Source organism: Kitasatospora sp. NBC_00240, assembly GCF_026342405.1.
Classification (GTDB): Bacteria; Actinomycetota; Actinomycetes; order Streptomycetales; family Streptomycetaceae; genus Kitasatospora.
This window is the reverse complement of the sequence record NZ_JAPEMU010000001.1, coordinates 6,634,608-6,653,236: the sequence shown is the minus strand read 5'-3', so window position 1 is coordinate 6,653,236 and position 18,629 is coordinate 6,634,608. Positions and strand designations below refer to the sequence as shown.

General features: G+C 68.5%; 22 protein-coding genes. 15 read left to right on the top strand and 7 right to left on the bottom strand.

Annotated elements, in window-relative coordinates; translation table 11 throughout:
* Positions 1-55: 55 nt before the first annotated feature.
* Both OG689_RS28485 and OG689_RS28480 read right to left on the bottom strand, forming a co-directional pair.
* Positions 56-856 carry an SDR family oxidoreductase gene (locus tag OG689_RS28485; protein WP_266323711.1) on the bottom strand — a complete coding sequence of 267 codons (801 nt, stop codon included), beginning with the start codon at positions 854-856 and terminating at the stop codon, positions 56-58.
* 571 nt (positions 857-1,427) lie between these two features.
* Positions 1,428-2,411 carry a GNAT family N-acetyltransferase gene (locus tag OG689_RS28480; protein WP_266323710.1) on the bottom strand — a complete coding sequence of 328 codons (984 nt, stop codon included), beginning with the start codon at positions 2,409-2,411 and terminating at the stop codon, positions 1,428-1,430.
* A 383-nt stretch (positions 2,412-2,794) separates the two neighbouring features.
* On the opposite strand from OG689_RS28480, the gene OG689_RS28475 reads away from it, so the two are divergent.
* The gene (locus OG689_RS28475) at positions 2,795-3,439 is read left to right on the top strand and encodes a hypothetical protein (protein ID WP_266323709.1); all 645 of its coding nucleotides are present in this window, start codon (positions 2,795-2,797) and stop codon (positions 3,437-3,439) included.
* 90 nt (positions 3,440-3,529) lie between these two features.
* Here the strand turns inward: OG689_RS28475 and OG689_RS28470 are convergent, their stop codons facing one another.
* From OG689_RS28470 to OG689_RS28460, 3 genes are all read right to left on the bottom strand, one after another.
* Positions 3,530-4,276, bottom strand: a complete 747-nt coding sequence (locus OG689_RS28470; protein WP_266323708.1) for a hypothetical protein — start codon at positions 4,274-4,276, stop codon at positions 3,530-3,532.
* Complete coding sequence (locus OG689_RS28465) at positions 4,273-4,761, bottom strand: GNAT family N-acetyltransferase (RefSeq protein WP_266323707.1); 489 nt, start codon at positions 4,759-4,761, stop codon at positions 4,273-4,275. Before OG689_RS28465 ends, OG689_RS28470 begins: the two co-directional genes overlap by 4 nt.
* A 585-nt stretch (positions 4,762-5,346) precedes the next feature.
* Complete coding sequence (locus tag OG689_RS28460; RefSeq protein WP_266323706.1) at positions 5,347-6,630, bottom strand: restriction endonuclease; 1,284 nt, start codon at positions 6,628-6,630, stop codon at positions 5,347-5,349.
* Positions 6,631-7,238: 608 nt separating this feature from the next.
* On the opposite strand from OG689_RS28460, the gene OG689_RS28455 reads away from it, so the two are divergent.
* Together OG689_RS28455 and OG689_RS28450 are read left to right on the top strand one after the other, a co-directional pair.
* Complete coding sequence (locus OG689_RS28455) at positions 7,239-8,099, top strand: nucleotidyltransferase (RefSeq protein ID WP_266323705.1); 861 nt, start codon at positions 7,239-7,241, stop codon at positions 8,097-8,099.
* A 26-nt stretch (positions 8,100-8,125) separates the two neighbouring features.
* The gene (locus tag OG689_RS28450; RefSeq protein ID WP_266323704.1) at positions 8,126-9,022 is read left to right on the top strand and encodes an S-4TM family putative pore-forming effector; all 897 of its coding nucleotides are present in this window, start codon (positions 8,126-8,128) and stop codon (positions 9,020-9,022) included.
* Positions 9,023-9,203: 181 nt separating this feature from the next.
* On the opposite strand, the gene OG689_RS28445 is transcribed toward OG689_RS28450, so the two are convergent.
* Both OG689_RS28445 and OG689_RS28440 read right to left on the bottom strand, forming a co-directional pair.
* The gene (locus tag OG689_RS28445; protein WP_266323703.1) at positions 9,204-9,890 is read right to left on the bottom strand and encodes an HAD-IA family hydrolase; all 687 of its coding nucleotides are present in this window, start codon (positions 9,888-9,890) and stop codon (positions 9,204-9,206) included.
* Positions 9,887-10,735, bottom strand: a complete 849-nt coding sequence (locus OG689_RS28440; RefSeq protein ID WP_266323702.1) for a GntR family transcriptional regulator — start codon at positions 10,733-10,735, stop codon at positions 9,887-9,889. Before OG689_RS28440 ends, OG689_RS28445 begins: the two co-directional genes overlap by 4 nt.
* Before the next feature lie 462 nt (positions 10,736-11,197).
* Here OG689_RS28440 and OG689_RS28435 point away from each other — a divergent pair, with 462 nt between their 5' ends.
* The 12 genes from OG689_RS28435 (at position 11,198) to OG689_RS28380 (ending at position 18,629) form a co-directional block, all read left to right on the top strand.
* Entirely contained in the window at positions 11,198-11,476 is a 279-nt protein-coding gene (locus tag OG689_RS28435; protein WP_266323701.1) for a hypothetical protein, read from the top strand.
* Positions 11,476-11,751 (top strand): hypothetical protein, encoded by a 276-nt coding sequence (locus OG689_RS28430; protein WP_266323700.1) that lies wholly within the window; start codon positions 11,476-11,478, stop codon positions 11,749-11,751. Before OG689_RS28435 ends, OG689_RS28430 begins: the two co-directional genes overlap by 1 nt.
* Positions 11,748-12,635 (top strand): DUF2637 domain-containing protein, encoded by an 888-nt coding sequence (locus OG689_RS28425; protein WP_266323699.1) that lies wholly within the window; start codon positions 11,748-11,750, stop codon positions 12,633-12,635. The genes OG689_RS28430 and OG689_RS28425 overlap by 4 nt, the downstream gene beginning before the upstream one ends.
* Positions 12,632-13,003, top strand: coding sequence for an RRQRL motif-containing zinc-binding protein (locus OG689_RS28420; RefSeq protein WP_323189334.1), 372 nt, complete (start codon positions 12,632-12,634; stop codon positions 13,001-13,003). The genes OG689_RS28425 and OG689_RS28420 overlap by 4 nt, the downstream gene beginning before the upstream one ends.
* 22 nt (positions 13,004-13,025) lie before the next feature.
* On the top strand, positions 13,026-13,274 hold the full coding sequence (locus tag OG689_RS28415; protein WP_266323698.1) for a hypothetical protein: 249 nt from the start codon (positions 13,026-13,028) through the stop codon (positions 13,272-13,274).
* 32 nt (positions 13,275-13,306) lie between these two features.
* Positions 13,307-13,495 carry a hypothetical protein gene (locus OG689_RS28410; protein WP_266323697.1) on the top strand — a complete coding sequence of 63 codons (189 nt, stop codon included), beginning with the start codon at positions 13,307-13,309 and terminating at the stop codon, positions 13,493-13,495.
* Positions 13,496-13,734: 239 nt separating this feature from the next.
* Positions 13,735-15,843 (top strand): FtsK/SpoIIIE domain-containing protein, encoded by a 2,109-nt coding sequence (locus OG689_RS28405; protein ID WP_266327487.1) that lies wholly within the window; start codon positions 13,735-13,737, stop codon positions 15,841-15,843.
* A 197-nt stretch (positions 15,844-16,040) separates the two neighbouring features.
* Positions 16,041-16,250 carry a hypothetical protein gene (locus OG689_RS28400; protein ID WP_266323696.1) on the top strand — a complete coding sequence of 70 codons (210 nt, stop codon included), beginning with the start codon at positions 16,041-16,043 and terminating at the stop codon, positions 16,248-16,250.
* Entirely contained in the window at positions 16,247-16,513 is a 267-nt protein-coding gene (locus OG689_RS28395) for a hypothetical protein (protein WP_266323695.1), read from the top strand. Before OG689_RS28400 ends, OG689_RS28395 begins: the two co-directional genes overlap by 4 nt.
* 21 nt (positions 16,514-16,534) lie before the next feature.
* Positions 16,535-16,750 carry a hypothetical protein gene (locus tag OG689_RS28390; RefSeq protein ID WP_266323694.1) on the top strand — a complete coding sequence of 72 codons (216 nt, stop codon included), beginning with the start codon at positions 16,535-16,537 and terminating at the stop codon, positions 16,748-16,750.
* A gap of 90 nt (positions 16,751-16,840) precedes the next feature.
* Positions 16,841-17,533 (top strand): DNA methylase, encoded by a 693-nt coding sequence (locus OG689_RS28385; protein WP_266323693.1) that lies wholly within the window; start codon positions 16,841-16,843, stop codon positions 17,531-17,533.
* 229 nt (positions 17,534-17,762) lie between these two features.
* The gene (locus OG689_RS28380; RefSeq protein ID WP_266323692.1) at positions 17,763-18,629 is read left to right on the top strand and encodes a bifunctional DNA primase/polymerase; all 867 of its coding nucleotides are present in this window, start codon (positions 17,763-17,765) and stop codon (positions 18,627-18,629) included.

Here is an 18,629-nt window from a genome sequence, read left to right as displayed (position 1 = left end):
CGGAGCCCGGCATGGCTCGCGGAGTTCCAGCCGGCGCAGGCAGCGGAGGACCGATTCAGTCGAGAACGGACCCGCAGCTGAGGTTGACCACCGTCCCCGTGACGGCGCCGGCCCGGTCGGACGCCATGAATGCCGCAGTGTCCGCGACTTCGGCCAACTTGGGCAGCCGACGCAGCGCCGTGCCGCGCTCCATGTACGCCTTGACCGTCGAGCTGCCTTCCGGATCGGGCGCGGCATCCTCGATCATGCCCCAGGCCACCCAGGCATCCGGGATCCCGTCCGGCCGAAGACAGACCACCCGCACCCCCGACGGCCCCACCTCGCCGGCCAGATGCCGCGACAGCAGCTCCACCGCGCCACAGGCGACACCAAAGCCACCGGTCGCGTGAAAACCCTGGTCACGCCCGGAGAGACGGGACGCGGCGGTCGAGAAGGTCACGATCACCCCCGATCCCCTCTCAGCCATATGCCGAGCGGCCGTCGTCGCCGTAAGGAAATTCGCCGTCGCAGCCGCATTCACCGGGGCAAGGAAATCCTCCAACGACAAGTCCACGAGCGCTGTCCCCTGCAAGTCTCCACGGATGCTGACCGCGTTGACCGAGATGTCAATTCCACCGGCCGTCCCGACCACCTCGGCAGCATGCCGCTCGACCTCGTCCCGGCTGAGCGCATCGACCAGGCCGACCTCCGCCCGACCCCCGCCGGCCCTGATCTCCGCCGCCAACTCCTCAAGCCCCGCGACCCTGCGACCAGTGAGAAAAACCCGCGCCCCCTCCCGGGCGAAGGCCCGGGACACCGCTCGACCGACCGCACCGCCGGCGCCGTAGACGATGGCGATCTTGTTCTCCAGCAGCACGTCCCAGCCTCCAGGATCAAGGTCCGCCCGATCACGCTCGCGAGCGCACCTTACGGTCGGGGACTGACAGAGAGGCCTCCGAGGACGAGCCGTACGGCAGCCCACCTTCTCCGCACGTGGCCCGGCGGCGACCGACACTCACCACCCGACTCTCCGCCACGGAGACACCGAGCCAAGAGCGGGGCGCGGACAGGAGCCAGGGCGAGCGGCGGGCCAGCCCCGCGAACGAAGCAACCCTGGAGCCGGGGAGAAAAACGTTGCTCACCACCTCCCCTTGCGGCGTCCGACGCGGCCTCGCCAGCGCTGCCGTCGCGTCTGCAGAGCGAGCCCGGCCCCGACCGACCCGGCCGCACGGCGTCGGGGAGACCCGGCTCCTAGGAGATGCGGGACAGCCCAGCGGGAGGCGCACCCGGCCCGCTCCCGGCACAGTCGCCGGTCCCCAGGGCATCGGCGATGCCGTAAGCAGTGATGAGGTCAGCACTGGCGCGGAGTGACGGAGTTGCCCGGGCGGCGCCGGGCCGAGGCATTGTCAAATCCTGTGGACCGACCGGACAGCCGCATGGCCGGCCGATCAAGCAAGCGGCTTGCGGTAACGGACGTACTCGTTCTGCCGCCGGAACCCCACACTCTCGTAAAGGTCGTAGGACCGGTACGGGTTTGCCGTGCCCGTGAACAGCCGGGCGGTCGTTGCACCCTGCTCGCGAAGGCTCCGCAGCCCGTCCAGCAGCAGGACCCGGCCGATTCCGAGGCGTCGCTGGTCCGTCCGGACACTCAGCTCTTCCACCTCGCCCACGGTGCGGTCCTGACCGCGGACGGAGCAGAGGGCGACGCCGACCATGTCCTGCCCGTTCCAGGCAGCCCTCCAGCATGCCGGGTCGGCGGTGTCGACGAAGTCCTGGAAAGGCCATCTCCGAGTGAAGCCGGTGTCCGCATACGAATTGACGACCGTCCTCCAGGCTGCCCGGTAGTGGCTTGTCCCGATCGGCCCTGTCCGTATCCCGGCCGGCGGTTCGCCGCCCGGCTCGGGCAGCTGCCGCAGATCGCCCAGCTCCAGCTCGACCAGACTGAAGACACGTCGGTAGCCGGCTGCGCGCAGAAGTGCCGTGGCGTCCAGTTCGGAGGCCATGGCGTTCGCGCCGATCACTGCCGTCCGCGCCGTTCCATGCTGTTTGACGAGCTGCCGGATCCGCTCTTCGGCCCAGCTCAGCATGGCTGAGCCGATGCCCTGGCCGCGATGCTCGGGCAAGAGGTGGCCGCGGTGCAGGTACAGCCAGGTGTCGTCGCGTTCTTCCCACCACTGGATCGTCGAGTAGCCGACGACGCTCCCGTCGAGCACCACCAGGATCTGGTTCTTGGACGGCTCCTCCGCTTTGACAGCAGCTTCGGCGATCTCGGCCGCTGTCGGGAGCCCTTCCACAACCGAATGGACATCGACCCGGTCCCGTTCAACACACCCCAGCCGCACCGCGGCCATGGCGCCGTGGTCCTCGTCGCCGCGATACGGGCGGAACCCGAAGCCGACCGGAAGGTCCTGTCCTGCCGTGCCATCCAACATGACCGGATGTTCTCGAACTTCGAGGCCGGTCCGCCACTCTGTTCACGCCGCGGTTCGTCTGCGGCCGTTCACGAGCCGGCCGCGTTCAAAGCGGGCCCCGGTGCGGACAAGGGCAACGAGGAGGGGTTCATCCACGGCTCCCTGGTCGGCCAACTCAGCGCTGGAGGAGTTGACTTCAGCCTCCAGAGCGACGGCCGGCATCCGCCTCGCGGACGATGTCGTCGATCCTGGAGCCGGTCTCGGCCGTTCCATCAGCATTCACTACCCTCAGCACGGGCGCGCCTTCCCGACCGACGGCGCGACATCGGCCTACTCGATGACCAGAAGTCGATCACTCGGGAAGGTACGCCCTGCGCGTCCGACCCGAGGCCGATCCACAGGTCATGAACATTGCTCTGCCGGGCAACTCCGTCACTCCTATGCTGACCGTCGTGCGGGTACTGGGTATGAGCAGTGAGGACGAGATGGTCGCCTGCTTCCTGAGCGGCGAGCTGTCCAGCCGGAGGTTCGGTCAGAACCTCCGGTCCCACCTGGCGGCAGCCGGGCAGGTCGAGCGATTGCTGACGCATCCGGACCTCTCCGACGCTGGAGCGAACGTCGCACGTCGCGCACTGCTCGCTGCGACGCGCGGGTACGGCGAGAACCGCGACCTGTTCGAGAACTTCCCCGGTCACGTCACGTGGGTCAGGGCACTCCTGTCCGCCGACGAGGCGGTCGGCGTGCGCTACCTCGACTATTCCTACTGGGTCGAACTGTCGGGTGGCAGCCGCCGGCCGATCGATGCGGCCGCACGCATCATGGCGGGGCTACGGGCGTTCGACGTGCGTAACGAACCGTTCGTCGACGCAGCCCGGGCGCTCATCGGAGGCGAGCGGTTTCCTCCGCTCATCCTCGTCGGCGGAAGGCAGGACAACCTGGTCTGCCTTGAGGGCCATCTGCGCCTGACCGCCCACGCCCTCGTTGGCTTCCAGAGCGACATCGAGTGCCTGATCGGCACCGCGCCGACCATGGGACGCTGGGCGCAGTAGTCCAGTCGTACGTACCAGGCTCTCGGCGCCCCGAATAGACCTTGGATGACGCTCTGGGCCGCTTTTGCCCGATTCGACTGTCGACCCGGGTCAGGAGGGCTGGCGGGTCGGGGAGTCCGGGTGGGGCCGCATCAGTCGCAGATCATCGCCCCAGGCGTCCAGCACCGCCGCGTGGCCGGCGGCCCGGGCATCCGCCTCGACCCGGGCGAAGAGCCGTTGCTGCGGCGCCACTTCGCCGGTCGCGGTGATCCGGGCGACGGTGTCCAGCAGCGCGGCGCTCTCCCAGCCGGGCAGCGGGAACCGGTCCAGCTCCCAGGCGAGGTACTTGTTGTACGGGCGCGGTCGGCGGTCCAGGGCGAAGAGCAGGTCGAGCAGGAATCCGACACTGGCGGCCGCGTCGAGGTGGCCCGCGAGCCGGTTGCCATCGCGGTGGTTCTTGACCGAGCGGTAGAGCGAGTTGGCGTAGGCGTCCAGCAGGGCGGCACCGGACCGGAAGGCCTCGTCGGCGCCGAGCCGTCCCATCTCGGCGACGATCCGGGTGACCTCCCCGTCGCAGCGGTCGACCAGTACACGGGCGCGGGCGATGGCGTACCGCTCCCAGTCGGCGGGCCGGCGGAACCGTCCGAGGGTGGTGACGACCAGGTCGAGCCGCGCGGAGCGGTAGCCGTCGAGCGCGGCCAGCTCGCTCGCCGCGTCGTCGGCGAGGATGACGTAGAGGTCGTGGTCGGAGTGAGGGGTGGTCATGCCGTCGTGGGCCCGGGAGCCCTTGAGAACGAGCCCGACGACGGCGGGGTCGGCCGTCGCCTCGGCGATGAACGCCGCGAAATCCAGCTTCACGTCAGGTCCTTGCGCATCAGCGTGCACATCGTCTCGTACCGCTGGAGCGAGCCGTCCTCGGCTTCCACGTCCCAGGAGTCGAGCTCACGGCTGAAGGCCCGGTAGCCCAGGCGTTCGTAGAGGGCGCGAGCGCGCGGGTTGCTCTCCTCGACGCCGAGTTCGGCGCGGGACAGGCCCCGGGCGCCGATCCGCTGCTCGGCGGAGCGGATCAGCAGCGTGCCGATCCCGCAGGACTGCAGGGCCGGGTGGACGCCGAGTTGCCAGAGCGTGCCGGCGCCGGGCTTGACCGTGTAGTCGATGCCGCCGACCGCCACCGGGAGCCCGACCGGCGTGCACACCGCCAGGTAGTCGATCTCGCCCGCATCGGCGCGGCGGATCTGGTGGACGAGCTCACGCACGTGCTTGGGGGAGCCGGCCCAGCTGCAGGACGGCAGGTCCGCGGCGGTGAGGCCGCGCACCGACAAGTGCAGCCTGATCTCGGTCATCGCCGCATCCCTTCGACTCCAACAGCGGCCGTCTCCCATTTGAGCAAGCCGGTCCCCCCGCCGTCCAAGAGGTTTCGGACCGGCCCCGACATCAGCCGAAAGGACGCTCCGGGCAGTCGGCGGCATCCGGCACGGGGATGGCACAGCCCGGCTGAGCACTCCCCCGCCCCCGGGAACGACAGAGGGCCAGTTCCTGAGGATCATGCCTCCGAACTGGCCCTTCGTGCTGGCGACCATGGGTCGCCGGATGTGGGCGCGGACGGTTTCGAACCGCCGACATCTGCTTTGTAAGTTCGATCAGATGCCTGCGCGACGTGCCCAGCTCCGGCGCCACAGTCCGACGGTGCGGCGTGGACAGCTACTGCGGTTCGTCATCGACTGCCGACGTTGATGTCACCGACTGATGTCAGGTCAAGTGAGGACACCTGCCTTGAAAGGCTTGGCGTGCGACCCGGGCGCTGACATGTGGCCCGCCCGACCCGGGCGCTGACATGTGGCCCGCCCGACCCGGCCCGACCACAATGCACCGCCACATATCGCCCGATCGTGCACGCCTGTGGCACGGGGGATGCCAACGACGCCGGCTCAATCGAGAAGGATCTCCTCGGGCCGCCGGTTGAGGACTTCCAGTGATCGACTGCTCAGCAGATCCTCGACGCAGGCCATGAGATCGCCGCCGTGATCCTTGCCCGCGATCTCGTACAACTCCTTGATCAGATCCTGCCCGTTGATCAACACAACCGGGTACTGATCCTCCACCATCTCCAACTGCGCCGGCTCCGAGTACGACCCCGTGGTGACATACACGCCGATCCACCCGCGCCTGAGTCGAGCGACCACCCGTGCAATCTGCTCGGCCGCCACCAGGGTCCCCGGCTTGATGCATTTCGCCTGCCCCAGAACGACCAGCTTCGTGCCGGCCAGACCGCTGCCCAGGTCCAACCGACCGACGAAGTCGGCGCCACCGTCCCCCGAGCGACGGGTGAGCCAGCCCTCGTCATAGCTGTGTCCGGATGCCCGCATCACCTTCGCCGCCACGATCGCGGCCAGCACCTCGAACGCGTGCTTGTCGTCGTCGAACCGCTTGTAGACCGCCTGCAGATCGGCTTCGACCTTGCTCCCGGTCGCCGGCTTCTGGTCGCGCACCTTGACCACCTGTGCGCGTGCTACCCGGCGACGCACTTTCGGCAGTACCGAGTGCCCGTGCTTGACCCACTCGCGCCATGCCGCGGGGGCCAGCTTCAACACCTCGGCATCCGACCGGCCGGGGTCGCGCCGAGCGGTTACCCAGTCCCAGTCCAACTTGTCGTCCTCCGCGGCGAGGTCGACCACCACGAGGTCGAAGACATAGTTGGTGAACGTCGTCCGGTCCGGCCCTCCCCACTGAAGTACCCGCTCCGCGCGCTCGATCAGACCAACCCCGCAGAACTCGACGTGCCCCTTGACCTTGCCGTTCTTCGACACGGAGCGGAACAGCAGCAGAGGCGCCGCAGCAGCCCGCCCGACGGCCGTGGGTGCCTGGTGACTGTCGAACGCCTCCAGCAGTGCGGCGTTACCCGTGGTGCTACCGACTGGCTTCGTCGTGTCGGGCTTGTGGTCGCCGAAGTAGCGGACGTGCCCGTTGGTCACGTCGAAGACGTCGTGCCACGGAGTCTGCTCGGACCCTGCCTTCCACGGGCTCGACCGGATCATCACTGCCGGCCGCCGCATACCCTCACTCGTCTTGACCTTGGCCATGGCATTGATGCCGGCTTCGAGCAGTGCGCGCTTCTGACCAGGACTGTCGGTGACGAAGTAGAAGTTGCCGAAGCCGTCGATGGCCGCTGGCGCGGTGTCCTTCGCAGCCGTGTACCGGAGCACATCACCCACACGCAACGAACGCCCCACAACGCCCCCTTCAACAAGCAGACTGGTCCCCACGATCCTGGCACGCTGGCAAGCACTATGAACCACCCACTCTGATAAAGGCCAACAGATCTGAAGTCCGATGCTTGCTTCACGGCCAGCATCGCTAGCCCGTAGCCATTCGCAGGGGGACGACACATCAGAGACCCCGATGGGCTCGATCCGATGGGGCCTCTGCGCGACTAGGGGCGGGCCCTAACCGCACAGCCTCTTCGTCCTGAAGCCCGTCCGACATGAGGAAGGAGTGCCGCTGACCTGCATCAGTCTCCGAGCGTTCGTGGTTGTCCGCCGATGTACGGGCCTGTCTTAGCGCAGTAGGACGCTCAGCCCTGCATCAGCTCCATTGGTCCGGGTCTCGCCGGCCCAGCAACTTGACTATCCGAGATCGGCCTTGCCAGGCGGCCGCCGCTCGCTCGAAGCGTGTCAGGAACCCGCGGAGCGCAGGTACAGCCACTGGCGTCGTTCACGGCACATCCACGGCGACCGCATTCAACGTGCCCATGCCATCACATCAGGAACAAAGTTACGCAGAGGGTGGCACACATCACACCGATGACGGATAGGATGCCCGAATGGTCTATACGGTCGCTGTCGCCTTCGATGCCTTCTTTGCCGCAATCAACCTGCCTGGCGACCATAGGGGAATCGCCAACACCAGAAAAGATTGGATTGTCGGCCGCCTCGGCGCGAGTCTCAATATTCTGGATTCGTTCACCATGGGCTCAATTCCCCGATTTACGGCCCTAAAAGAACATGCTGATCTTGATGTGATGGTCATCCTTCATTTTGGCCAGCATATCGATGGAAGGAGACCATCCAGTCTTCTCTCCTTGGTGAAGTCTGCACTAGGGTATGGCGCCGGCAGCATCCGAAGAAATGGCCAAGCCGTAACAATGAGGTTTTCTTCCTGGCCTGATGTCGACGTAGTACCAGCCTCCAGGGTGACAAACAATGATGGGAGCGTTGCTTACTACAAAATCCCCGACATGAATAGAGAGGAGTGGATTAAGACTAAGCCAGCAACGCACTCTCAGCAGATAGCTGCCGCCTCATCCGCATATGGAGAGAATTTCAGGAGAGTCATCAAAATGATCAAAGACTGGAATAGGAGGCAGGAAGTAAGCCTTCAGAGCTACCACCTGGAGGTAATTGCACTCAAGGTAGGGAACATCGACTGGAATGACACTGGCTATGCCATATACAAGTGGCTTGAAAAGGCCGAGTCATCCATGAAATTTCTCTGGCACCAGGACTCAGATGTGACTGCGTACCTCCCATATGATCGAGCCGCCCGCGCAATTGAGCAGGTTCGAAAAACGAAAGGTCAGGCACTGGATGCCTGGTACAGCACTTATGGAGACAGAAATGACCATCGGAAGGCGATTACGATCTGGAAGTCTATTTTTGGAGCGAAGTTCCCAAGCTACGGCTGACCCTAGGCATCACATGAAGGAATACAGTGACCAGCAATTCACCCTCGATCGGGCAAGCGCAGAATTCGGACCGGTCCATCCGTCTTCTTGCCGCCCAGCGACGTCTATATGCCGATGCAAAGCTAATACATAACGTTAGAATTTCTACCGTGCTGGCAGGTGGGATCACGGGAGTCGTCTCAGCCATGGTATTTCCTGGCCAGCGATCCCAGATTGGCCTTATATTCGCCGTAATCCTCTTTTCCATCAGCATCCTAGGCGGAGCAAGGGAAAAAAGGAAGATCAAGGAGGCCTCTAGCGTTCAGGAAGAGTTTGACACGTCAATTTTCAATCTTCCTTGGAATTCGGCTATCGGTGATCGGCCTGCAAATAATCTGATCATGGAAGCCGCGGCACGCCATAAGGGAGGCGGGCTATCTGACTGGTACGGCGACACTGGAACCCTCGTACATCCACTGGATGTAGTCGTCTGCCAGCGCAGTAATCTTGCATGGGGAATTTCCATCCATCGAATGTGGGCATCGGTCGCAATGTGGCTGGGCGTTGCGCTAATTGCCGCAGGGGTCGGGATCTCCATCGCACAAGGGCTGTCACTCATTGAATTCTTGCTAGCGACAGCTGCCCCACTAGTCCCCATCCTGAAAGAGCTTTCCGAAATATGGCGCACCGGAATGGAAAGTGCCCGCGGGAAAGAGAAGGCCGATTCCAAGGCGGCCGGAATTTGGGAATCATCACTGGCAAGCGGAAATCTTCCAAAGATTGAGGATTGCAGGGGGCTGCAGGATAGGATCTATATTATTCGTCAATCGAATTCTTTTATCCCTGATTGGTTCTACTGGATGCTCCGAAATCGCTCGGAAACTGCGATGCACGCGAGCGTTTCCGACTATGTTGCCGAAGCGGAGCAGGCTGGGCTCGCCTAGAGTCGCGGCCGGCGGAGGAGTTCTGGCCGCTGCCCCGGCGGCGGACACTGGCGGAGCGGGGCGAAGACAGGAGCATCTGCCAGCGGCCAAGGTCACACGCTGGCGCGCCTTGAACACGCAGGGGAGACCTTCACACAAATGGCGCTGCCTCGCCTGCTGGCCGTACCGCTGGCCTCGCCGTTCAGAGCAAAGCGTCTGCGATCGCCTGCATTGAGCTCACAACCACGACGGCACCGGCGGCAGTCAGCCTAGCCTCTTTCCCGGGCTTATTGGCATAGCCGATGGTGAGAACGCCCGCCGCGTCTCCGGCCTCCACATCCCGGGTGGCATCACCAATAAAAACGCAATCCTCCGGTCGGGATTTTGCGGCTTCCATGGCGCCTAGAAGGAGGCGCGGGTTAGGTTTCATGGAGGACGGATCGCCTAGAGTCCGACCGAAGACGCCACTCACGTAGTCGCTCAGACCGTGATCAGTCAGGTATGTCTCGATGGCCACACGCGCGTTGTTACTGACCACCGATACCGTACGACGTGAGCGGGCGCAGGCCCGAAGGACCGATTCTCCACCCGCATTCGGCCGGCCGACCAACACCGCTTCGGTCTCCATTTCCGCCAACGCTCCGTCAGTAACCTTGGCGAGATCAGGTCGGGCGTCTGCGATCAGGCGGAGCAGTGCAAGCGGATCCGTCTCGTCCTCGGCTCCAGGTGGGGTGTGCTCGCCAACGGCGAGCAGGCCCTCACGGAGTCGTCGTGCGACCTCGGAGGCAGGAAATCCCGCGAAGACGGAGCAGACCGGGCCGTCGAAGTCCAGGAGGACGTGTTTTACCGGCCGAAGCACGTCCGCGAGCGACCCTCGCGCGGTGCTCATGGCTGTCGCTCGTAGGCGATGGTGGTCCACACGCTGTCGAACCACATCTGGGCCTGCTGAACGTACTGGGACCCGAGCGACGCATCGTCCGGGCCGGCGGCGTGGTGGAAGAGAGTGGTGTCCTTGCCCGTCACGTCGAAGAAGGTGTGGTCCGCACCGTCGACTGCGATGGTCCGCTCGCGTAGGGGATAGAAGCCGAAGAAGGCTTCTGCTCGGTTGAGGATGTACAGCTTGAACAGGCTCGATGCTCGGTGCACCTTGACCTGGACGCTCGCAGTCTGCACCAGTCCCAGCTCCGCCAGGACCTCCACCGAGTGCGCGATTCCGCCCGCGTTGGTCAGCGCGATGTTTCGCGCTCGCTCGCGAAGCGCGACCTCATCCTTGAGCCCCTCCACCAGCACCGGGACAGCCATTGGTTCCGTGGTGTCGGGCAGCAGCAAGCGCACGGTGATGGACTCCGGGGCCAGCCGGCCGGAGCGAACCTTGTCGAGGGGCTCCTGCAGCGCGTTGTGCAGGGTCTCACTGGAGAAGCCTGCGAAGTCGAGCGTGACTTGCTGCTGCTCGAAGGCCGCTTCCAGGTGCGGCCGAAGGCCGACCGGGCGAGAGGTCCGCTCTCGCACGAACGAGCCGCTTCCCTGGCGGGTCACGATCAGTCCCTCGGTCCGGAGCAGGTCGAGAGCCTTGTCTACCGTCCCGCGTGCCACGCCGAAGCTCTTGGCCAGCTCAGGGCCGGACGGAAGTTTGTCGCCGGTCTCGAACCCGGGCTTCTTCATCAGGATCGAGGCCCGCAGAGAGCTGCTGACCTGCTGATACGGGGGGCGAGAGTCATCCGGGTCTAGGGCCATGCGCCAATGCTAAGCCAGGTGCCCAACAGGCGCGAGAAACCCAACTCTCTTGACCTGCCTAGGCAGGTTGTCTATGTTGAGAGTGTCGAAGCCGAGAGAAGCGGAAGCGACCAAGAGGGGCCTTCTTTGGGCTGCTCTGACCTGCACGGATGCGCCTGGAGGGGTGGGGTGACAGCCCCCCAAAAGAAGTGCTCGTTCCTTGAGAACTGAATAGGTCCCGCCGAGAGCCCCGCGAAGGGAGGTGTCTGGGGAGAGGCGGAGGCAGACCGATAGGCGGACGGCCCGGAGCGGGCCCCTGCGGGGGTGAGGGTGCGATTCCCTCCCCGTCCACGCACAGCCCGGCAAGCGCTCAAGCGCTGCATGGCTGGCTTCATCGGGCCTGTGAGGTGGGCTGCCGCGCGTTCCTTGGCCGGAGCGCGGCAGCCCTCACGGGCCCACACCCATAGAGGAAGAGGTAGACCCGTGAGGTCAATTGTTGCAGGACGGTACGCCGCGAACCCGATGGAGTTCGCCGAACTGGCATTGGGCGTGGACGTGGAGTTGTTCGCCGGCGTGGCCGGTGAGTCGGCGTCCGAGCGTGAGGCTCGGCTGGACGCGGCCGAAGGGATGTTGGCGGACCTGTACCGGGAGGACCCGGAGTTGGCCGCCTACGCCGAGCGGCTGCTGAAGTCGGCGCCGGTCCCGCTGCGGCCGGTCCGGACCGCGGCCGCACGTGTGGTGCCGGTGGGAGTGGCTGCCTGATGGGGCGCTTCCGTGATTCCGCAGACCGCCTGATCGGGGCGGTCCTGGTCGGCGGGCAGGGTGAGCCGGCCGGCGCCCGCCGCGTGACCCAGGTCGCCTCGGTGGCGGCCCGTGCGGCCGCCGACGGCGGACACACCGCTCTCGCCGTCACCGTCGCCGTGATCGGCTCCGCCGTGGTCGCGACCGAAGCAGTCCTGACCGGTGGTGCGGTCCCGCCCGAGGGCGGCTACGCCGGATTCACCGCCGAAGCCCCGAAGCGGGGGTCGCGACGGTGAGCCGGGCAGCGAAGTTCTGGATCGTGGCCGCGCTGCTGGCCGTAGTCGGCATGGCGTTCCGGGTCTCATGGAACGCGCTCAAGGACGTGGCCGGCGCGATCGGGGCCGACCCGACCGCCGCGACCGTCTACCCGCTGGTCGTGGATGGCCTGATGGCCCTGGCGCTGGTCGCCGTTCTGGTCCTCACCGGGGCCGACCGGCGGTTCGCGCTGCGGGTCCTGGTCGGCTACACGGTCGCCTCGCTGGTCCTCAACTACGTGCACGGGCTGGTGCCGACTCTGCACGGGCCGGGTCGGATGCGGTTGGCCGACTGGGCGCCCGCCCACTGGGCGCTGGTCCTGCTCGCCAGCAGCCTGCCGGTCGGCTCGATCTACTTCGGGTCGGACCTGGTCGCCAAGGTGCTGCACCACAAGCCCGAACCGGCAGAAAAAGACCAAAGCACTGTAAATCGGTCGGTGTCTGACCTGCCCGAACACACCGACCCGGCCGAGGTCGAGTCGGTCTACGAGTCGCCCGCCCCGGTCCCTGCTCCCGCGCCGACCGCCCCTGCGGTCGCGGTGGAGCCGGTCCGAACGGTCAAGTCCGTTGCAGCGCCCGTGAGTCGGGCGCGTCGGGCGACCGGGTCGGTTCCGAAGTCGGCCCGGAGCGTGAAGCCGAGTCGGACGCCGGTGGAGCTTCTCGCCGAGGCCCGGTCGGCCACCGCCGGGTGGTCGGATCGGGAGCTGACGGCCGACCGGATCCGGGAGGCGGTCCGTACGTCGTCGGTCAACGCCCGGACCCTGCGGGACGCCCTGAAGGCCGAGCGGGCCGAGCGGCCGGCGCTGCACGCCGTCCCCGACGCCGCTCCGGCCGAGGGTGAGGCGCCGGCGGAGCAGGCATCGTGAGCCGCCCGCGCTTCTGGGACCCCGAGGGGTCCCGGTTCGGGGGCATCCCCACCTTCCCGTGGCGGATGGCCCCCGACGACTACGCCACCCGCCGACAGCTCCGCGCCCAGGGCCTGCGGCCGGGCGGTCAGCCGGTCGCGGCACAGATCCTCTGGAACACCCGCAGGGGCATCCGGGCCGCCTACCTCTACCGCGCCGCCCTGGCCGTCCCGGTCAGGCCGATGACCCCGGCCAAGTGGGCCGCCCTGACGGCCGCCAACCGGGCCCGGCGCATCTGCCCCGACTGCGGCAGGGACGCCGGATACGTCCTCCCCGCGCACCTGGGCACCTGCCTGCCCTGCGCCGACACCGTCCCGCTCGCTGCCTGACCTCAGAGACGAGGAAGCCCGCATGAACCGCGAGTTCGCCAAGGATGCCACCGGGGTGCCGGTCGGCACCGTCGCCCTGTTCCTGAACCTGGGCTCCGCCCTGGTCGCCCTGCTCCACAACACCGGCGGCACCCCCACCGACTACGAGTGGCTGTGCCTGGGCTGCGGCGCCCACAGCTTCAGCCCCACCCACCGGCCCACCGCCCGCAACAGCGCCAACGAGCACGCCGCCACCTGCCGCGCCCTGCCCTGGCCGCCCCACCAGCACTGACCCGCATCGCTGCTACCCGAGGAGAAACGGCCATGGCCGAGAACACCCAGCCCACGTACGTCGTCACCGCCACCAACGCCGACGGCAGTGCCTATCAGGACCGCTTGAGCAGCGCCCTCGGCACCACCGCGTCCGCCACCGTCCACGGCAGCCAGGACCTGGCCGACCGTCAAGCCGCCGCCGACCAGGCGGGCGTCACCCTCAACATCCACCAGGCCTGATGTCACCCCGGGGCGACCGCTCAGCTTGCCGGCGTGTCCGGCCGCCCCGGGGCCCTTTCCGCACCACTTGATCTGTGAGGAAGGAACCACCAGTGAACCAGCCACACAGCACCACCCACGACACCCCGGGCGGGGTCGTGGTGGACCTCGGCAAGGCCCGCGCCGCCCGCAGCACCACCGCCACCGCCCCGGCCGACCTCGACCCGGACTCGGTGTACGTCGCCCCGCCGCTCGAAGGGGTGGTGCTGCCGGGCCCGGCCACCCCGCGCCCGTCCGTCGTCCCGAAGGCTCCGGCGTGGGTGCGCGAGCGGCGGGCGGTGCGGGTGTTCCTGACCGACGAGCGGACCCGGACCACGGCCCGTCTGGTCGTGCGGCACGGGTCCTACGTGGTGCGGGGCGGGGGCATCCTCGCCAAGCGCGGGTGGGACGGCCGGAGTACCGCCCGCTACGAGCGGATGATGCGCACCGCCGAAGCCGCCGGCCAGCACGAGCAGGCTTTGGAGTGGGAGGTTCGGGCGGCCGCGTTCCGGGCCGCCCGTCATCAGCGCCGGATGGACCTGCTGACCTCCCCGATCCGAGTCGCGAAGAACGCGGCTGTCGGGGTCGGGGCAACGGCCGGCGGGCTGCTCGGACTCGGTGTGGTGCTGGCCATCGCCGAGAAGGACATCACGGACGTGGTCACCCCGATCATGACGGTCATAGAGCTGATCCGGTGGTCGGTCGTGTTCGTCAGCATCGTGTGGGGGCCGCTGGTCGCCGTCGCGCCGTGGGCGGCCCTGCTCGCGATGTGGTCGGTCGGGCGCCGTCGGCAGGCCGCCCCGGCCTGGACCCTGCCCACCACCCAGAGCAGCACGGTGGGTGAGCCGATCACGCCGTCCATCGTGGTCAAGGCCCTGCGTGACCTGGGCATCGCACCGCTCCGCAACGCCATCAAGGACATGGGCGACGCCGGCGCCGGGATGCTCGGCCCGATCCGCATCGCAGGCTGCGGCGTGGAAGTGGACGTGACACTGCCCTCGGGGGTGTCGACCAACGAGGTCCAGGGGCGCCGCCGCAAGCTCGCGGAGAACCTGGCCCGTCACGAGCACGAAGTGTTCGTCACCATCCCGACCGCCGCCCGCACCGTGCGGCTGTGGATCGCCGACAGTGGTGCTCTGGACGAGCCGATCGGGCCGTCGCCGCTGGTCACCGACCAGGACATGACCGCCGATCTCTACACCGGCCGCGCCCCGTGGGGGCAGGACCTGCGCGGGGATGCCGCGCTGCTGAGCGTTCATCAGCGGCACCTGCTGATCACGGGCCTGTCCAACCAGGGCAAGACCGCCGCACTGCGGGCGCTGGCCCTGTGGCTCGCCTTCGACACGTCGGTCGAGTTCCGGGTGGCGGACCTCAAAGGCGTAGGTGACTGGCGGATGTTCAACGGCCTCGCCACCGTCCTGGTCCAGGGTCCCAGCGATGACCACGTGATCGAGGCGACGCACATGCTCGAAGAGGGCGTGCGGGAGATGGAACGGCGTCTGGTCCTGCTGGAGCAGTCCGGCTCCACCGACGGCGTGACCCGGGACATGGCCCGCACCGACCCCCGGTTCCACCCGCTCCTGCTGCTGGTCGACGAGGCGCAGATGGCGTTCATGTGCCCGGCCGTCGGCGACGACAAGCGCCCCTACGGCGGCACGAAGGCCACGTCCCGGTACTTCATGGCGGCCCGCAAGCTCCACAACCAGGGCCGGGCGGTGAACGTGACCCTGTGGCAGGGCACCCAGGACCCGACGAACGAGAACCTGCCGAAGCTGGTCCGTGAGGGGGCCCACATCCGGGCCTCTCTCGCGCTCGGCTCCGAGGAGCAGGCCCGGATGGCGCTGGGGGACAAGGCCATCGACGGCGGCGCCGCCCCGCACAAGCTCCGCCAAGGAGCCGACAGGGGAACCGTCGTGGTCGCCGGTGACGGCGTCAAGCTCGCCCCCGGGCAGGCCGCCACCACCATCCGCACCCACTACATCACCGGCGAGCAGGCCGCCGAGATCGCGGAGCGGGCCAAGGCCCGGCGGGCCGGGGTCACCACCCTGACCGCCGTCGCGCCGGCCGAGGGCGGACCCGATCCGCTGGCGGACATCGCAGCCGCCCTCGGGGACGCGGTCCGGCTGCGGACCCAGGAGGTTCTGCAGCGGCTCGCCGCCGCGAACCCGGGCGAGTACCGGGAGTGGAACTTCGGGGACCTCAAGGCCGTGCTTGAGGGCGCCGGCGCCGCCCCGTACAAGTCCGACGGACAGATGGTCGTCGCCCGCGCCAAGGTGCTCTCCGCTCTCGCGGATCGGGACGCGGACGCCCCGGATGACGACGGAGAGTAAAGGGAGCCGCCAGGGAGGCAGGGAGATCTCCCTGTGAGCCTCCCTGAACCCTCATCCCTGCCCTGATCAGGACACCTGTTCTCCCAGGGAGGCAGGGAAGCGCCCCAGGTCAGCCCCCCAGGGACCCCGGAAACGGGCCTCCCGGGCCGCCCCCTGCCTCCCTCCCGCTACACACAGCGACGAAAGGATGCCCTGCCATGACCACCCCGACGCTCCGGCCGCTGGCCGCCGTCCACCTGCGCGAAGCCCTGACCGCCGCCGCCGACGGCCACGCGCCGGCCGCTCTCGCGGCCCTCATGCACATCGACCCCGAGTCCTGGCAGGCCATCGAGACCCGGCTCTCGGCCCTCGGGACGACCGTGCTGGACGCGCTGGCGCTGGCGGCCCGGAGCGGGGGCGCCGAGTGAGCACCGTCGACATCGTGGCGGCCGCCGTCCTGTTCGGCCCCGCCGCCCTCGGTGGCGCCGCGTTCGCCTGGACCCTGCGCGGCGCGGCGTCCGACTCCGCCGCCGTCCGGCAGGTCCTCGCCGAGTACGACGGCACCCGCCCCACCGACACCGAGGGCGGTGGCACCCCGCCGCCCGAGCGTGAGCCTGCCCCCGACATCGCCCCCGCGCCGGTCGCCCGCCTGGCGACCGTGATCCCGTTCCCCGACCGCCGCGCCGCCTGAAGACCCGGGAGACACCCCGTCATGGCCAAGAAGGAACCCCGCTCCTACCTCGACCCCCGCGAGATGGGCGCCGACAACCTCGGCGACGCCGCCCGCCTGTTCATGCTCTGCGCCCGCGCCGCCCGCGCCGAGTCGCGCGGGAAGTCCACCAAGCGCCTTGAGGCCCGGATGGACCGCATCCAGAAGGAAGCCAACGCCCGCTGGGACGCCAAGCACGGCGACGGCGACCAGGACTGAATGCCCGGAGCGGCCGGCCCTCCCGGCCAGGAACGTCCGGCCGCTCCGGTTCCCCCAGCTCGCACCAACGAGACGAGGAGAACCACCAGCATGGACCGCACCACCACCGTCCTGAAAGTCCTGGACGCGTTCTGCTGCGCGGGAGGGGCCGGAACCGGCTACCACCGCGCCGGGTTCGACGTCACCGGCATCGACATCGCCGACCAGCCCAACTACCCCCACCGGTTCGTGCGGGGCGACGCGGTCGAGTTCATCCGCGAGCACGGCGCCGAGTTCGACCTGATCCACGCCTCCCCGCCGTGCCAGGCCGGATGCACCCTCACCGCCGGCACCAACAAGGGCCGCACCTACCCCCAGCTGATCCCCGCCACCCGCGCCGCGCTGGAGTCCACCGGCCGCCCCTGGGTCATGGAGAACGTCCTCGGCGCCCCGCTCCGCCGGGACATCACGCTGTGCGGGGAGATGTTCGGACTGGCCGTCATCCGGCACCGCGGCTTCGAGGCGGGCGGCGGACTCGTCCTCGACCAGCCCGCCCACCGCAAGCACCGGGGCCGGGTCGCCGGGATGCGCCACGGCCAGTGGTTCACCGGCCCGTACTTCGCCGTCTACGGCAACGGCGGCGGCAAAGGCACCGTGAGCCAGTGGCAGAGCGCCATGGGCATCCACTGGACCGGCGACCGGCGGGAGTTGGCCGAAGCCATCCCCCCGGCCTACACCGAACTCATCGGCCACCAGGCCGCCGCCCACCTCGGCGCCGCACCCGCCGCCCGCGCCGCCGCCTAGGACACCGGGCCGTGGGCCTGGACTGGCGCGACGCCCGCCACTTCGACCGCACCCGCGACAAGCCCTGCCACTGGTGCCGACGCCCCACGCCACTGCGTGACGACCGGCGCAGGCCATCGCACAAGGTCTGCGCCGAGAACGCCATGAACGACGGCGGCGGCCCCCTCCCGCCAGGAACCGGGGCCGCCGCCTATCCAGCAACCTTCACAGAGAACTGGAGACACCCAGCATGACCCAACCGACCCACATCCGGGGAGAGCACCTGCCCGCCGCTCTCTCCCTGGCAGCCACGGGCCGCGTGCCCGTGCTGCCGTTGCGCGCCGGGAAGGTGCCGTTCGGCAACTGCCGGCAGTGCGCCGGCAACGCGTGCGGCGGCCGGCCGAACATGAAGACCCCCGGCCCCTGCACCTGCCCGGCGCCCTGCCACGGATGGGCCGCCGCCACCACCGACCACGCCGTCCTGACCAGCCCGGCGTGGGCGCGGGCGTGGCGGGAGGCGGCGGCGGTGGCCTACCACCCCGGCGGCGCGGGCCTGACCGTCGTGGACCTCGACAACGCGGACGCCATCACGTGGGCGCGCGAGAACCTGCCCGCCACCCGGACCGTCTCCACCACCCGGGGCGAGCACTGGATCTACCGGGGCGCCATGCCGTCCGCCAACGCGGTGCGGCCCGGCGTGGACATCAAGTCCACGATGGCCTACGCCCGGTGGCTCGGCCCCGGCACCGGCACCACCACCGCCCTGCCGGACATCGTCCGTGCCTTGGTGGTGAGGGAGCCCGCGCCGGTCCGGCCGGCGCCCGTCACCGTGCCCGACCCGACCGGGGGCGGGGGCGGGGGGAGGTGCCCGCACCGCACACCGGCCTATCTGGCGCGGGGCATCGCCATGGCCGAGCAGCGCATCACCGACGCGGCCGGGGCGGTCCACGCCACCGTGTTCGGTGCGTTCCTCGCGGTGCTCGCGACGCACGGCCGGTGCGGCTGCCTCACCACGGCGCACACGGAGCGGCTGTTCGCGGCCGCCCGTGCCAAGGGCGAATCGCCCCGGCACTGCGCCGACGCGTGGACCAACGCCCTCCACAGGCTGGGGATGTAG

Excerpts from the sequence above, each read along its gene's own strand:
- OG689_RS28480 (WP_266323710.1), bottom strand. The coding sequence starts at position 2,411 with ATGTTGGATGGCACGGCAGGACAGGACCTTCCGGTCGGCTTCGGGTTC.
- OG689_RS28475 (WP_266323709.1), top strand. The coding sequence starts at position 2,795 with ATGAACATTGCTCTGCCGGGCAACTCCGTCACTCCTATGCTGACCGTC.
- OG689_RS28465 (WP_266323707.1), bottom strand. The coding sequence starts at position 4,761 with ATGACCGAGATCAGGCTGCACTTGTCGGTGCGCGGCCTCACCGCCGCG.
- OG689_RS28455 (WP_266323705.1), top strand. The coding sequence starts at position 7,239 with ATGGTCTATACGGTCGCTGTCGCCTTCGATGCCTTCTTTGCCGCAATC.
- OG689_RS28445 (WP_266323703.1), bottom strand. The coding sequence starts at position 9,890 with ATGAGCACCGCGCGAGGGTCGCTCGCGGACGTGCTTCGGCCGGTAAAA.
- OG689_RS28440 (WP_266323702.1), bottom strand. The coding sequence starts at position 10,735 with ATGGCCCTAGACCCGGATGACTCTCGCCCCCCGTATCAGCAGGTCAGC.
- OG689_RS28430 (WP_266323700.1), top strand. The coding sequence starts at position 11,476 with ATGGGGCGCTTCCGTGATTCCGCAGACCGCCTGATCGGGGCGGTCCTG.
- OG689_RS28415 (WP_266323698.1), top strand. The coding sequence starts at position 13,026 with ATGAACCGCGAGTTCGCCAAGGATGCCACCGGGGTGCCGGTCGGCACC.
- OG689_RS28410 (WP_266323697.1), top strand. The coding sequence starts at position 13,307 with ATGGCCGAGAACACCCAGCCCACGTACGTCGTCACCGCCACCAACGCC.
- OG689_RS28400 (WP_266323696.1), top strand. The coding sequence starts at position 16,041 with ATGACCACCCCGACGCTCCGGCCGCTGGCCGCCGTCCACCTGCGCGAA.
- OG689_RS28390 (WP_266323694.1), top strand. The coding sequence starts at position 16,535 with ATGGCCAAGAAGGAACCCCGCTCCTACCTCGACCCCCGCGAGATGGGC.
- OG689_RS28385 (WP_266323693.1), top strand. The coding sequence starts at position 16,841 with ATGGACCGCACCACCACCGTCCTGAAAGTCCTGGACGCGTTCTGCTGC.
- OG689_RS28380 (WP_266323692.1), top strand. The coding sequence starts at position 17,763 with ATGACCCAACCGACCCACATCCGGGGAGAGCACCTGCCCGCCGCTCTC.